Raw genomic sequence first — 12,950 nt, 5'->3', positions numbered from 1 at the left:
GCCAGGCGCTAGCCGCGGACGAACGGCAGGTACTTCGGCTGCCAGAACCGCGCCTTCACATAGGCCTCGACGTTCCCGGGGTCGACCTTCTTGCTCCTCGCGACGCCGTCCTCGAACGCCGCCCGGATGACCGCGATGGCGACGCGCGTGGAGACCTCCTGGAGCTCCTCCACGGGCGGGTAGATGAGCCCCTTGTCGAGGTGCTTCTCCGCCGTGTAGTCGACGAGCGCATACGCCGCCGCGAGCACCATGCCGTCCGTGATCTCGCGCGCGTCGGACAGGATGGAGCCGAACCCGAGCCCCGGGAAGATGAAGGCGTTGTTCCCCTGGCCGATGGGGATGGTCCTGCCGTCGACCTCCACGGGCGGGAACGGGCTGCCGGTCGCGACGAGCGCGCGGCCCTCGGTCAGGGCGAGGATCTCCTCGGGGAGCGCCTCGCAGGAGCTCGTCGGGTTGGAAAGGGCGAAGATGACCGGCCGCGGGGTGTTGGCGGCCATCGCCTTGATCACGGGCTCGCTGAACGAGCGCGGCTGCCCGGACAGCCCGAGGAGCACGGTCGCGCGCGTGTTCTCGAGGGTCTCGAGCAGCGTCGGCACGGCCCCGGCCTTCTTCCATGCGGCGATCTTCCCCGGATCCTGCGCGAACTTGCGCTTGTACTCCTCCATCGGGCGGTCCTTCGCGAGCAGGCCCTTGGAGTCGAGGACGAAGATGCGGGCGAGCGCCTCGTCCTCGGTGAGCCCGTCGCGGAGCATCCCCTGGCAGATGGCCCAGGCGACGCCGACGCCGCCCGCGCCCGCGCCGTGGATGACCACCGATTGATCCCTGAGCCGCTCGCCGCGCAGCCTGCACGCGGCGACCACGCCCGCGAGGGTGACCGCCCCTGTCCCCTGGATATCGTCGTTGAAGGAGGGGATCACCTTTCGGTACCGATCCAGCACCGAGAAGGCGGCCTCCTTGGAGAGGTCCTCCCACTGGATGACGGCGCGGGGGCAGCTGCTCTTCACGGCGTCGACGAACCTGTCGAAGAAGTCGAAGTAGGCGTCGCCGCGCAGGCGGCGCTGGCGAACACCGAGGTAGAACGGGTCCTCGATGAGATCGGCCCGGTCGGTCCCCACGTCGAGGACCACGGGCATCGTGTGGAACGGGCTCACGCCGCCGCCCGCGGTGTAGAGCGCGAGCTTGCCGATCGGGATGGCGAGCCCGCCGTAACCCTGGTCGCCGATGCCGAGGATCGCGGAGGAGTCGGTCGCCACGATCATGCGCACGTCCTCCCACGGGAAGCTCGCGAGCACGCGCTGGGCGCGATCGATGTTCACGGGAGAGAACGAGACGCCGCGCGCGCTCTGATAGAGGAAGTTGAACTGCTGCACGGCCTCGCCCACGGTCGGTGTGTAGACGATGGGCAGCATCTCGCCGAGGTGGCGATTGAGCAGCGCATAGTAGAGGATCTCGTTGCGCTCCTGGAGCGCCCGCAGATACTGATACTTTGCGATCGGCGTCGGCTCGCGGCGAAACCCGCCATAGACGCGGGCGAGCTGCTGATCCATGGTGTTGACCTGCGGCGGGAGCAGCCCGTCGAGCCCGAGGTTCACGCGCTCTTCCGGCGTGAAGGCCGTCCCCTTGTTGGTCATGACGAGCCTGAGGAGGGCGATTCCGTCGAAGTACACCTCCATGTACTCGCGGCCATAGGCGTCTCTCTTGACGTCGAAATACTTTGAGATCCTCACCATGGAGGCATTCTAAACCGACGCGCGCGCGCCGGCGAGCATTCCCTGACCGCTTGAGCGCGCGAGCGGGCGAACTCGGGTGGTTACCGGCCGGTGAATGGAGTGTTTCTCACAGGGGTATCACCGACGGGCGAGCCCGGGCGGATCTTGCTCGCCGGATGCAGTGCTTCTCACATTGTTATCGCCTCGTGGTATAGAGGCGCGATGCGACGCATTGCCGTCATTGGAGGCGGTCTGGCCGGGTGCATCGTTGCGTTCCGGCGGGCGATGGCGGGCGATCAGGTGACGCTCGTCGAGGCGGCTCCGCGAGTCGGCGGACAGCTCTGGACGGAGCGGGCCTCGGGCTTCGTCGTCGAGCTCGGCGCCGAGGGGTTCATCGCGCGGAGCGAGGCCGTCCCTGGGCTGGCGAGCGCGCTCGGTATCGCCGGCGATCTCGTCGGTCAGGAGACGCACCGGTCGTTCGGCTTCGACGGCGTCGCGCTGCGGGAGCTCGCGCCGGGCGAGGCGGCGGAGTTCCTCGGCTTCCAGGTGCCGCGCGACGAGCTCGGCAAGGGGATCCGGACCTTCCGCCTCGGCATGGCGCAGCTTACCGAGACGCTCGCGCTCGCGATCGCCGGGCGCGTCGAGGTGCGCTCCTCCGCAGCCGTCGCCTCGCTCGCGAAGGTGGCCGGCGGCTTCCGCCTCGCGCTCGCCGGAGGGGCCGAGATCGACGCCGACGCGGTCGTCCTCGCCACCCACGCCGCCGGCGCGGCCGCGCTGCTCGGAGAGGCGGGGCGGGCGCTCCGCGACGCCGAGACGCTCTCCAGCCTGACCGTCTCGCTGGCGTACCCGCGCGCCGCGATCGAGCATCCGCTCGACGGCACCGGCTTCGTCGTCGCCGCGGGGCACCAGGCGCACGGCTTCCGCGCGTGCACGTTCACGACCTCGAAGTTCGCCGAGCGCGCCCCCGCCGGCCACGTCACGCTTCGCCTCTTCTTCCGCCCCGATCCGGCGGACCTCGAGCAGATGGGCGACGACGCCTGGACGGCGCGCGCCGAGGCCTCGCTCGGGCGCGTGCTGCGCGTACACGGGCCCTCCGAGCGCGCGTGGGTCTCGCGCTGGTCGAGCGCGCTCCCGGTCTCCACTCCTGCGCACGCGGCGCGGGTCAGAGAGGTCGAGCACGCCCTCGCCGGCAGCGGCGTGCTCCTCGCCGGATCGGCGTTCCACGGCTCCGGGATCGACGCCGCCGTGCGCTCCGCCGAGGTGGCCGCGGAGCGCGTCGGCGCCCTGTAGAGCGCCGTCGCGCTCCGGTGCCCACGCACAAGAGGCGACCCGTCCTCCCGAAAGCTCGCAGGCTACGCCGACTCGGGCGCGAGGAGCGCGGCCTGCCGGCGTCGATCCGCGGTGACAGGCTCGACCCGGACGGGCGAGGATGGGCACCATGACCACCGACATCACCGGCTGTCATCGCACGCGCGAAATCGAGAGGCGCCTCGCGCTCGGCTTCATCGCGGCGTGCGTCGCCGCGGGCTGCCGTGACCAGCCGCCGCGACCGACCGCCGAGAGCGCGCCGCCCGTCGCGGCGAGCTCACATGCCCCCGTCGCGTCGGCGAGCAGCGCTGCGCCGCCGGCGCCGTCGGCGTTGCCCGCCCCGAGCGCGCGCCCGCTCACCGAGAAGGAGAAGCAGGCCCTCGCCACGTACAAGGCCGCGCTGGCGAGAGGCCGGCTCGCGACCAAGAAGCGGGACTTCAACGCGGCCATCCAGGCGTTCTCCGAGGCGATCGCCGCGGACCCGAGCGACGCGCGGGCGCTCGCGGAGCGAGGCTTCGCGCACCTGACGGCGGGCGACAGCGAAGCGGCGGACCACGATTTCGACGCGGCGCTCGCGGGGGCGGGCGATCCCGAGCTGCGCTCCCAGATCTGGTTCAACCTCGGGCTCCTGCGCGACAGGGCGGGCGACGCCGAGGCGGCCCGGGTCGCTCATGCCAACGCGCACCTGCTCAAGCCCTCGGCGGCGACGCGCGGCAAGCTCGCCGGCAGATCGACGTGCACCGTGGAGGTCCGCAAGGCCGACCTCGAGGGCGCCGAGCTCGTGAAGGGGTGGACCGAGCTCCTCGCGCGGATAGGCACCGCCGAGCAGGCGCCCGGCGAGGCGACGAGCGAGGCCGCGGCGCGAGAGCGCCTGTGCAGGCCCGACTCGAGGTGGGCGGACAGCCCGTGCACCGGCGGTCCGCCGTGGGTCTTCCCTCGCGACTACATGATGTACGTGCACCACAGCAACCATGTGGTCTTCCCCCGCAAGCCGGACGGGTTCCTGGTCGTGAACGGTGGTCATTCGGGGGGCTGGCCCGCGCACTGCCATGGGACACGCAGCGTGAGCGGCTCGGTCGAGGGGGATCTGCTCGTGCTGGAGAGCTCCTTCAACGGCGCTGGCGCGGTCTACGACGGAGAGGTCGATGGCGAGATGCGCTGTCGGGACGGCGCGAGCTACCGCGAGCGGACGTTCTATGACGCGCGCACCGGCCGGGCGATCGTGGCGCTGCGCTGGCCGGATGGGGGCGAGGCCGTCGTGAAAGTGCAGGGCGGTCAGCTGGTCGTCTCCGGCGGCGGCTGCGACGAGCGAGTCCGGCTCGGCGCCAGCGTCGGCGACAACGTCAGCACGAAATAGGCCACGAGGTGCGCTGCGCGCGGTCGCCTGCTGCCGTCGCCCCTGGCTCAGGAGGCCTGAGCGCCGTCGCGGGTCGCGCCTGACGCCCGCGGCATATCAGGTCCAGGGCGGGCGCCGGCAAAGGGAAGATGGCGCGGTTCTTCGATTGCACCGACCGCGCTCGGACCGGCGAGCGCCGAGGGAGCGCGCCAATGGTGAAGGCGTTGAAGGCGCCGAAAAAAGAATCGACTCGAGGAACTTTTCTGTTGCGCAGCCCGTCCAAGGGGAGTACTTAATCCGAACACGAGGATTCGCCATGTTCAGCCGCCGCGACAACCTGCAGCTCGTCACCATCCTGTCCAAGTCGGGAACGCCCGATGCGGCCATGGCATGGGATCGCCTGCTGGGTGGTGAACATTGGGCGCATAATCCAGGCTACCCTTGCAGCCTCCGTCTGTCGCGGAAGCTCGGTAACCCGGAGAATAGCGCCTAGAGGCAGCTAAGCACGCGTCGATCGACGACGTTCGCGAAGGCCGCCTCGGGAAACCCAGGCGGCCTTCGGCGTTCTGGGGGCTTGTGGGCTGTCGGCTCGTTGCGGCTATCGGCCCGCTCGTGGGCTTTCGATCTGCCGTGGACTATCGGCCTGCCGGTGGGCTTTCGATCTGCTGTGGGCTATCGGCCTGCTGTGGATCGCGGGCTGCCGGCGAGTCGAGGAGATGAGTTGTCTTGCGTCCAGCGCGCGACGTCGTCGCGCGCTGGGGTGGGGGAGTTGCGCCCGGAGAAAGGAGGCGCGGCATAGAATGCGTTGGGAGCATTCGATTCGAGGATGAGCGCCGCGGCGCGCGTTCACGGCGCCGGGTAATGCTTACGCGGAATGGTCGACGTGGTTTGGCTTGCTGACACGGCAGGCCATGCGGAGGTGTGCCCTCCGCGCGGACCCGTAGCTCAGCTGGATAGAGCAGCCGCCTCTTAAGCGGACGGTTGGAGGTTCGATTCCTCTCGGGTCCACCTGTCCTCGCCGGCGCAGCCGCGCCGGCGTCGGGGACACCTGATCTGTGACAATCCAGGATGATGAAGTGGAGGCGCGCTGCGCCTCCATGTTCCGGTGTAGCTCAATGGTAGAGCGCCCGCCTGTTAAGCGGGTGGTTGGAGGTTCGATTCCTCCCGCCGGAGCCGCGCCCCCATCGCGGGAGGCAGGCCCGTTTCGCTCACGCGAGGCGCCGGCTCGCCGCCCGCCGGGGGCGCGTCGGCGCCTCGTTCGAGCGGGCGCTGCGGGATGTAGCCTAGTGGAAAGGCGCCTCATCTGGGGTGAGGAGATCCGCCGGTTCGATTCCGGCCATCCCGACGATGGTTTGCGTGGGTGTTTCTCTTCTGGTGAAGAGGGCAGGTTGTGACCCTGCGTAGGCGGGTTCGATCCCCGTACGCCCACCCAGGACGGGTCGAACGGGCTCGGTTATCTTTGGGAGATCAACCCGAGCACGCTCTTTTATCCGTCCTCTATTGCCCGGGGGCCCGGGCCGGAGGTGGTGTGATGGCCGATTATCTGAAGCACTTCGCCGCGCTGGTCACCCCGCAGCGGCAGAAGGCCCGCGCCGATCAGGCGAAGAACAGCGCCGGCGGCTTCGCCTTCGCCCTCGACGAGTGGGCGAGGCTCGACCGCTGGCTGATCCTCGGCGCCGAGGGGGGGACCTACTACGCGACCGAGCGGAAGCTCACGGTGGAGAACGCCCGCGCCGTCGAGGCGTGCCTCGCCGCGGACGGGCCACGCGCCGTGCAGCGCATCGTCGACATCAGCGGCTCGGGGCGAGCGCCGAAGAACGCGCCCGCGATCTTCGCGCTCGCGATCGCCGCCGCCGACGCGAAGCTCGAGACCCGGCAGGCCGCCCTCGCGGCCTTGCCCGAGGTGTGCCGCACCGGGACGGATCTCTTCCACTTCGTCCGCGATGTGCGGGGGTTCCGCAAGTGGGGGCGCGGGCTCCGGTCCGCCGTCGCCGCCTGGTACAACGGCAAGCCCGTCGACAGGGTCGCGTACCAGGCGATGAAGTACCAGCAGCGCGACGGCTTCAGCCACCGCGATCTCCTGAGGCTCGCGCACCCGGTCGCGCCGACCCCGCAGCACGACGCCCTTTACCGCTGGATCGTCGGCGGCATCGAGGCGCTCGGCAAGGAGTCGGCGCGCGGCAAGCCGCTGCCCATGACCGATCTGCCGGACGCGGTGCGCGCGTTCGAGTCGCTCCGCGCGGCGACGAACCGCAAGCAGGTCACCGCGCTGATCAGGCAGCATCGCTTCACGCACGAGATGCTCCTGACCGAGTGGAAGAACGACCCCGCGGTCTGGGAGGCGCTGCTCGAGCACATGCCTCAGACAGCGCTCCTCCGGAACCTGGGGAAGCTGACCGCGATCGGCCTGCTCTCGCCGATGAGCGACGCGTCCCGCAGGGTGGCGCGACAGCTCACCGACGCTGAGCGCCTGCGCGCGGCCAGGGTTCACCCCATCGCCGTGCTCTCGGCCCTCAAGGTCTATGAGCAGGGCCACGGCGAGCGCGCTCGCCGGCGCGCCAACGCGCTCTCGTGGACCCCGGTCCGCGAGGTCGTCGACGCGCTGAACGAGGCGTTCTACCTCGCGTTCCGGGCGGTCGAGCCGACGGGGAAGAAGCACCTCCTGGCGCTCGACATCTCCGGGTCCATGACCAGCGGCTCCATCGCCGGCGTCCCTGGCTTGACGCCGCGCGTGGCGAGCGCAGCCATGGCCATGGCGACGGCGAGGATCGAGCGCGAGTACGGCGTCGTCGGCTTCTCGGCGGCGTCGGGCGGGTACGGCGGCAAGTGGGGCGGGGGCGTCTCCGGCCTCATGCCGCTGTCGATATCGCCGGAGCAGCGCCTCGACGACGTGCTGCGCGCGGTGAATGGCCTCCCCTTCGGCGGCACCGACTGCGCGTTGCCGATGGTCTGGGCGAAGCGGAACCGGGTAGAGGTCGACGCGTTCGTCATCTACACGGACAACGAGACCTGGGCGGGCGGCGTTCACCCGTTCCAGGCGCTCAGGGAATACAGGCAGGCGATGGGCCGACCGGCCCGGCTGATCGTCGTCGGCATGACGTCGACCGGCTTCTCGATCGCCGATCCCACGGACCCCGGCATGCTCGATGTCGTGGGGTTCGACGGGGCGGCCCCCCAGGTGATGGCGGATTTCACCCGGGGTGTCTCGTGACAGGCAGCGTGACGGACGGGCTCCGCCGGCCCGTCCGTCCCACGAGGGCGCCTCACGAGCGCCCTCCCTTTGCGGGGCGCCGCCATGATGGATGGCACCTGTCCTTCACCCTTTGCCCGGGATCTCCCGGGCCTCGGAGGGACAGTTCTCGTGGTTCGACTCCAGCGTCCTGCTCTCAGCAAAAGCCCCCGAGCCCGAATGGATAGGGGCCGGCCTACGAAGCCGGTCGATGCGGGTTCGAGTCCCGCCGGGGGCGCCGGGATCCCCTCTCCGTCGCCCGCTCTCTCGCCCGATCCGGGCCGAAGGACGACGGTTCTCGGATCCCGACCATGCCGCCGTAGCTCAGCCTGGTAGAGCACCTGACATTCCGCTCTCCACCATTTGCCCGATCCGGGCCGAAGGAGGACGGTTACCGTTAATCTGGATGACGCGGGTTCGAATCCCGTCGGCGGCGCTGGTTTGCCCTCGTATGCATCTGGTGAGGCAGCCTGATTGTCGATCAGGTGAGGGGAGTTCGATCCTCCTCGGGGGCGCCTTGGGGTGTGCGTCATGGAGACGGCGGAGCCTCCAAAACTCCTGCGAGAAGGTTCGATTCCTTCACACCCCGCCGCAAAAAAAAAGGAGCGCGATGATCCCAATAAGAACGATGCGTGATCGTCCAATGGGCAAGGAGGTAAAGGAGGTAAAGGAGATAAAGGGAGTAAAGGACCTGGGGAGACAAGGAGATGGATGTTCGATGATGAAGATCTGACGCCAGGACCGCTGGCTCGGGGTGATAGTTCAACCGGGAGAACACTGCCTTCGCACGGCAGGGATCGAGGTTCGACCCCTCGTCGCTCCACCGGACGGGCCAATGTTCGTGGGTTACCATGCCGCTTGGCAGTTCCCCCTTGGGGCCTCCCCACGGCGCCCTTTGCCCGTTCGTTCGTCTCGTTGCCGAGGCGGGCCGTCGTCCGGCGGCCGCACACGATGTGCGGGCGCGCGGCGCCCGGCGGCCCGCCTCTTTTTTCGATGAACCCGCGGTGGTAGCTCAACGGTAGAGTGCGAGCGTGCCAGGCTCGCGACGGGAGTTCGATTCTCCTCCACCGCTCCCTTCAGGGGCCGCGCCTCGCGGCGCTCTGCGCCAGCGACGTCGCGGCGCCGGGGCCGCAGGTCGGCGCTCCTGAACATGTGACCCTGTCCCCATCTCGCTAGAGGCTCAGGCGGCCGGATTTTCGCTCCGGAGGCGCGGGTTCGAATCCCGCTGGGGACACCGGGCCGCTCCGCTCGCCAGCGTGCTCCTTTGAGAGCCCGCGCCCGAGCGAGCGAGCCTGCCAATTCCATCTTGATGAGAACTTTCTGGGTGTGGCTCAACCTGGTAGAGCACCGGCTTCGGGAGCCGGGGACTGGGGGTTCGAATCCCCCCACCCAGACCGCGGAGGAGCGACAGCTCCGCCGCGACGCGCGACGAAGACCCTCTGGGTGTGGCTCAACCTGGTAGAGCACCGGCTCGGGGAGCCGGGGGCTGGAGGTTCGAATCCTCCCACTCAGACCGCGTCGCGCGGACGTCACCGTGACGGAACGGCATACGTGGCAGGCTGAGATCCTGCGCCCTTCGGGGTATGTGGGTTCGAGTCCCACCGGTGACACCCTGCCCGGGTGGCGAAACGGCAAACGCTGCTGGCTTAGACCCAGCCATCTGGGGGTTCGACTCCCTCCCCGGGCACCGATTGCGTCTAACCTGGAGTGACGTCATGAAGAGAAAGAGACGATAGAGAGGTGGGCCATGACCGCGCAGACGCTGCTTTTGACGCCATGGATGGTGCCCCATAAGGTCATCCCCTGGCAGACCGCCGTCACGATGAGCTTCCTGGGTAAGGTGGAGGTCATCGAGGTGTACGACGACGTCATCCGGTCGCCGTCGCTCTCCATCAACGCGCCTGCGGTGGTGCGGCTGAAGCGGCCGACGCTGGGGATGAAGCGCGGCGTGAAGTTCTCGCGGCTCAACGTCCTCCTGCGCGACGGCTTCCGCTGCCAGTACTGCGGCGTGCAGAAGGTGGCCCGTGAGCTCAACTACGATCACGTCATCCCGCGTGTGCAGGGTGGCAAGACCGTCTGGGACAACATCGTCGCTTCCTGCTACGCGTGCAACTCGGCGAAGCGGGGGCGTACGCCGGAGCAGGCCGGCATGAAGCTGCTCCGCGCCCCGGTGAAGCCGAAGTGGCTGCCGCCTGCGCCCGTGATGGGCCTGAGCGAGCGGCGCATCCCGGAGCTGTGGGCAGGCTACTGCGCGAGCTCGGGGTGAGCTGAGCCCCTCGCGCCGGCGCGTCCGCGGCCCGTCGTGCAGACGGCGGGTCGGGCGCGCCGGCGCGCGTCGGGGCTTCCACCGGCGGCCGCGCGGGTGCAGGATGGGCAGGCATGGAGACGCGTCAGGCCGAAGGCCGCGCGGAGGACGAGGACGCGCCGTTCCCCGCGATCCTGCGGGGCTGGCTCATCGAGGGGGAGCTCGGCCGCGGCGGGATGGGGCGCGTCTTCCGCGCGCGGCACCCGAAGACGCGGGCTCGGGCGGCGATCAAGGTGCTGCTCGGCGACTACGCCCGCCGGCCGGACGTCGTGGCTCGCTTCCGGCAGGAGGCGATCGCCGTCAACATCATCAACCACCCCGGTATCGTCCGAGTCTTCGACTCCGGTGAGCTCGAGGACGGCTCGCCCTACATCGTGATGGAGTACCTGGACGGGCGGGGGCTGCGCGACTGGGTGCAGGCCGTGCCGGCCGCGGATCGGCCGCGGCAGGTCGTGCGGCTCGGCTACCAGATCGCGTCGGCCATGGCCGCGGCCCACGCGTCCAAGGTCGTCCACCGCGATCTGAAGCCGGAGAACATCATGGTGATCGACGACGAGCTCGCCCCCGGGGGCAGCCGCGTCAAGATCCTCGATTTCGGCATCGCGAAGGTCCTCTGGGGCGGCCTCCCCGAGGTGCTGGAGCTGGACGCGAGGGGCTCCCTCGCGCCTGCGTCCGTGCCCACGCTCCGCACCGAGCTCTCGGCGCCGACCGCGCCGACGGTGGGGATGGCGCCCGACCCCGAGAGCGCCGCCGGCCGGGCGGGGATGGCGAGCGGCCCTGCGAGCGACGCGCGCACGACGGCGGACAGCGAAGGGAGCTCGACAGCGGAGAGCGACCCGCGCGAGGACGACGCGCTCCGGAGCCTTCCTCGCGTGAGCCTCGAGAGGCCTGCGATCCAGATCCTCCCCGCGCCGGTCGAGATCCCGCCCGGGGTGGTCTCTTCTGCAGCGGGGCGCGTGTCCATCGAGCCCGCCGGGCCCGCGTCGAGCGGCGGGGGCGCGGGACAGCCCACGATGCCGTTCACGCAGGAAGGCGCGTGGGGCCTCGGAACGAGGAGCTACATGGCGCCGGAGCAGGAGCGCCACTCCGGGAGCGTCGACGTCAAGGCGGACGTCTACTCCCTCGGCGTCATCCTCTACGAGCTGCTCGAGGGGCAGACGCCCGACGCGCCGCGCGGCGCGTGGCCGCCCCCGATGAGCGCCGCCACGCCGCCCGATCTCGTCGCCCTCGTCCACCGGGTGCTGTCGTTCGACCCGGATGCGCGGCCGCGCATGGCGGAGGTGGCGACGGCGCTGCACCGGCTCGGCCGGGCGAAGAAGGAGCTCGACGAGGCGCTCTCTATGTGGGTCGCGAGCGGCAGGGCGCCGAGGCTCCTGCCGCGCGGCAAGGCGCTGCACGAGCTGTCCGCGTGGGCCCGGGACATCGACGATCTCTCGGGCCTGGAGCGCAGCTTCCTCGACGCGGCCCTCGGCGCGGAGGCCCGCCGCGAGCGGCTCACGAGGGTGCTCCTTGCGCTCGGCGTGGTCTTCCTGATGGGCATGGTCGCGACGACCACGGTGTTCTGGGTGCACGCGACGCAGGCGCGGGCGACCGCCGAGGCCGCCGAGCGCGCCGCGCGGGAGCACAGCCGCCTCGAGGCGGCCGCGAACTCCTCCGCGCAGGAGGCCCTCGCGAAGATGACCGAGGCGCAGCGCGCCACCGAGGAGGCGCTCGCGTTTGCGATGAAGGCGAGCGACGACGCGAAGAGCGCGAACTCCGCCAGGGACTCGATGACCGAGGCGAAGCGCCTGGCCGAGGGCGCCGAGCTCCGCGCGAGGCGCGCGGCCCAGGCCGCGGCCGCCGCGAAGGCCGAGGCGGACGAGCGCTACGAGCAGTCGAGGAGCGCCATGGAGCGCGAGATCGCCGGGCTCGAGGGCGACCGCGAGCGCCTGTCGGCGCGGCTCGGACAGGCCGAGGATGAGCGCGAGAGGGTGAGGACCGCCCTCCGCTCGAGAGAGCAAGAGCTCAGGGCGGTCCTGTCGGAGCTGAGGCGCGAGTCGACGCGCGCGGGCTTGCTCGAGCGCAGGCTCGACGAGGCCTCCACGCAGATCGACGCGCTGGAGAGGCAGAACGAGGAGTGCGCCCTGCGGCAGCGGAGGGCGCCGCCGCAGCCAGAGCCTCCCGCGGACGGGGAGATGCCCCCTGCGAAGGAAGAGAGAGAGGAGATCGCGACGCCGCCGGCAGAGCCCCCGGCGGACTCGAGGCCTCGGCCGGCGCCCCGCTGGCGGTGGCGACGCGATACGACGATATAGCCTCGGCGGACCGCGGGGAGGCGGGGCTCGCGCCGCGCGCTCGAGCCCCGCGCGCCCTGCGCATTCGGGCTAGCTGAGCGTAGGTATCTCCTCGCGGCCACGGTTGCCGCCGCGCGCGTCCACGACGCGCACGCTGCTCGCCTGAGGCCCCTCGTTGCCGTCCTCCTCGGTGTAGGCGACGCCCATGCCGACCCTCAGATCGGCGAACGGAGCCGATACGATGCTTCGCTCGTGGAAATAGATCTCCCGACCATCGATCGTCGTGATGAACCCGTAGTCGTTGAACAGCTTCGCGATGACGCCGGCCGTGTCCTGCGCCGGGTGTGCCTTCACCTCGCTCCGTTGCTCGTCAGCGAGCTTCTTGAGCTGGCGACCGGCGCGCTGGAACACGTCGCGCACCGCCGCCGGCAGCAGGTTCCTCGCCGCCCGCTCCTCGCTCACGATCTCGTGCTTGCCGGCCACGTGGAGGTCGATGCGCACGCGGTACTCTCCGCCCGTGCCCATGCTCGCGTGGTCGCGCTCGACCACCACCGCGCAGCTGTTGATGTGGTCGTTGAAGCGCTCGATCTTGTTCGCTTGCTCCCGGATCAGCTCCTCGAGCGAGGGGCTTTTGCCGATGTGTCGGAAGGTGAGCTCCACTTGCATGCTCTCTCCTTTCATCGCTTCAAATCACGCTGTAGCATCGTCGGTATGCGTCTGCTTCGCCGGAGGCGCAGGCTCGGAGGGATCGGCCCTGCGACCGTGACCACCTCGCGTGTGCTCGGCATGAACA

At 70.2% G+C, this 12,950-nt stretch carries 8 protein-coding genes and 15 tRNA genes; 21 read left to right on the top strand and 2 right to left on the bottom strand.

All coding sequences use genetic code 11. The features are described from left to right. Window positions 1–8: 8 nt before the first annotated feature. Window positions 9–1,727: an NAD-dependent malic enzyme gene (locus WME97_RS30600; RefSeq protein WP_437555527.1), complete on the bottom strand. Its 1,719-nt coding sequence runs from the start codon at window positions 1,725–1,727 to the stop codon at window positions 9–11. Window positions 1,728–1,931: 204 nt separating this feature from the next. Between WME97_RS30600 and WME97_RS30595 the strand changes: the two genes are divergently transcribed. From WME97_RS30595 to WME97_RS30495, 21 genes are all read left to right on the top strand, one after another. After that, window positions 1,932–2,999 carry a protoporphyrinogen/coproporphyrinogen oxidase gene (locus WME97_RS30595; protein ID WP_437542513.1) on the top strand — a complete coding sequence of 356 codons (1,068 nt, stop codon included), beginning with the start codon at window positions 1,932–1,934 and terminating at the stop codon, window positions 2,997–2,999. Window positions 3,000–3,147: 148 nt separating this feature from the next. Continuing rightward, window positions 3,148–4,374 carry a tetratricopeptide repeat protein gene (locus tag WME97_RS30590; protein WP_437542512.1) on the top strand — a complete coding sequence of 409 codons (1,227 nt, stop codon included), beginning with the start codon at window positions 3,148–3,150 and terminating at the stop codon, window positions 4,372–4,374. A gap of 295 nt (window positions 4,375–4,669) precedes the next feature. Beyond that, window positions 4,670–4,846 (top strand): hypothetical protein, encoded by a 177-nt coding sequence (locus WME97_RS30585; protein ID WP_437542511.1) that lies wholly within the window; start codon window positions 4,670–4,672, stop codon window positions 4,844–4,846. A 441-nt stretch (window positions 4,847–5,287) separates the two neighbouring features. After that, window positions 5,288–5,361: transfer RNA gene (locus tag WME97_RS30580), tRNA-Lys, on the top strand. A 93-nt stretch (window positions 5,362–5,454) separates the two neighbouring features. Further along, window positions 5,455–5,526: transfer RNA gene (locus WME97_RS30575), tRNA-Asn, on the top strand. 99 nt (window positions 5,527–5,625) lie between these two features. Next, window positions 5,626–5,698: transfer RNA gene (locus WME97_RS30570), tRNA-Pro, on the top strand. Window positions 5,699–5,710: 12 nt separating this feature from the next. Continuing rightward, a tRNA-His gene (locus WME97_RS30565) sits at window positions 5,711–5,785 on the top strand. Between the two features lie 99 nt (window positions 5,786–5,884). Then, window positions 5,885–7,564 carry a TROVE domain-containing protein gene (locus WME97_RS30560; protein WP_437542509.1) on the top strand — a complete coding sequence of 560 codons (1,680 nt, stop codon included), beginning with the start codon at window positions 5,885–5,887 and terminating at the stop codon, window positions 7,562–7,564. 184 nt (window positions 7,565–7,748) lie between these two features. After that, a tRNA-Arg gene (locus tag WME97_RS30555) sits at window positions 7,749–7,820 on the top strand. A 75-nt stretch (window positions 7,821–7,895) separates the two neighbouring features. Next, window positions 7,896–8,018: transfer RNA gene (locus tag WME97_RS30550), tRNA-OTHER, on the top strand. A gap of 7 nt (window positions 8,019–8,025) precedes the next feature. Continuing rightward, a tRNA-Asp gene (locus tag WME97_RS30545) sits at window positions 8,026–8,097 on the top strand. A gap of 4 nt (window positions 8,098–8,101) precedes the next feature. After that, window positions 8,102–8,171: transfer RNA gene (locus tag WME97_RS30540), tRNA-Trp, on the top strand. Window positions 8,172–8,333: 162 nt separating this feature from the next. Further along, window positions 8,334–8,405, top strand: a tRNA-Ala gene (locus WME97_RS30535). Window positions 8,406–8,583: 178 nt separating this feature from the next. Further along, window positions 8,584–8,654: transfer RNA gene (locus WME97_RS30530), tRNA-Gly, on the top strand. A gap of 88 nt (window positions 8,655–8,742) precedes the next feature. Further along, a tRNA-Glu gene (locus WME97_RS30525) sits at window positions 8,743–8,816 on the top strand. A gap of 86 nt (window positions 8,817–8,902) precedes the next feature. After that, window positions 8,903–8,976, top strand: a tRNA-Pro gene (locus tag WME97_RS30520). Window positions 8,977–9,021: 45 nt separating this feature from the next. Continuing rightward, window positions 9,022–9,095 (top strand) — tRNA-Pro (locus tag WME97_RS30515). Between the two features lie 15 nt (window positions 9,096–9,110). Then, a tRNA-Leu gene (locus tag WME97_RS30510) sits at window positions 9,111–9,192 on the top strand. A 4-nt stretch (window positions 9,193–9,196) separates the two neighbouring features. Then, window positions 9,197–9,269 (top strand) — tRNA-Leu (locus WME97_RS30505). A 60-nt stretch (window positions 9,270–9,329) separates the two neighbouring features. Then, on the top strand, window positions 9,330–9,848 hold the full coding sequence (locus tag WME97_RS30500) for an HNH endonuclease (RefSeq protein WP_437542507.1): 519 nt from the start codon (window positions 9,330–9,332) through the stop codon (window positions 9,846–9,848). A gap of 113 nt (window positions 9,849–9,961) precedes the next feature. Then, complete coding sequence (locus tag WME97_RS30495; protein WP_437542506.1) at window positions 9,962–12,178, top strand: protein kinase domain-containing protein; 2,217 nt, start codon at window positions 9,962–9,964, stop codon at window positions 12,176–12,178. 69 nt (window positions 12,179–12,247) lie between these two features. Here the strand turns inward: WME97_RS30495 and WME97_RS30490 are convergent, their stop codons facing one another. After that, a complete protein-coding gene (locus WME97_RS30490; RefSeq protein ID WP_437542505.1) occupies window positions 12,248–12,823 on the bottom strand; it encodes an HPF/RaiA family ribosome-associated protein in 576 nt (191 codons plus the stop codon). Window positions 12,824–12,950: the final 127 nt, after the last annotated feature.

The sequence above is a fragment of the Sorangium sp. So ce367 genome, from assembly GCF_051520455.1.
GTDB classification, from domain to species: Bacteria; Myxococcota_A; Polyangia; order Polyangiales; family Polyangiaceae; genus Sorangium; species Sorangium cellulosum_B.
Note: the sequence above shows the minus strand (reverse complement) of the source record. Positions and strands in the feature narration are given on the sequence as shown.

Coding starts and splice junctions, on each gene's coding strand:
- WME97_RS30590 (WP_437542512.1), top strand. CDS start 3,148: ATGACCACCGACATCACCGGCTGTCATCGCACGCGCGAAATCGAGAGG.
- WME97_RS30495 (WP_437542506.1), top strand. CDS start 9,962: ATGGAGACGCGTCAGGCCGAAGGCCGCGCGGAGGACGAGGACGCGCCG.
- WME97_RS30585 (WP_437542511.1), top strand. CDS start 4,670: ATGTTCAGCCGCCGCGACAACCTGCAGCTCGTCACCATCCTGTCCAAG.
- WME97_RS30560 (WP_437542509.1), top strand. CDS start 5,885: ATGGCCGATTATCTGAAGCACTTCGCCGCGCTGGTCACCCCGCAGCGG.
- WME97_RS30500 (WP_437542507.1), top strand. CDS start 9,330: ATGACCGCGCAGACGCTGCTTTTGACGCCATGGATGGTGCCCCATAAG.
- WME97_RS30490 (WP_437542505.1), bottom strand. CDS start 12,823: ATGCAAGTGGAGCTCACCTTCCGACACATCGGCAAAAGCCCCTCGCTC.
- WME97_RS30595 (WP_437542513.1), top strand. CDS start 1,932: ATGCGACGCATTGCCGTCATTGGAGGCGGTCTGGCCGGGTGCATCGTT.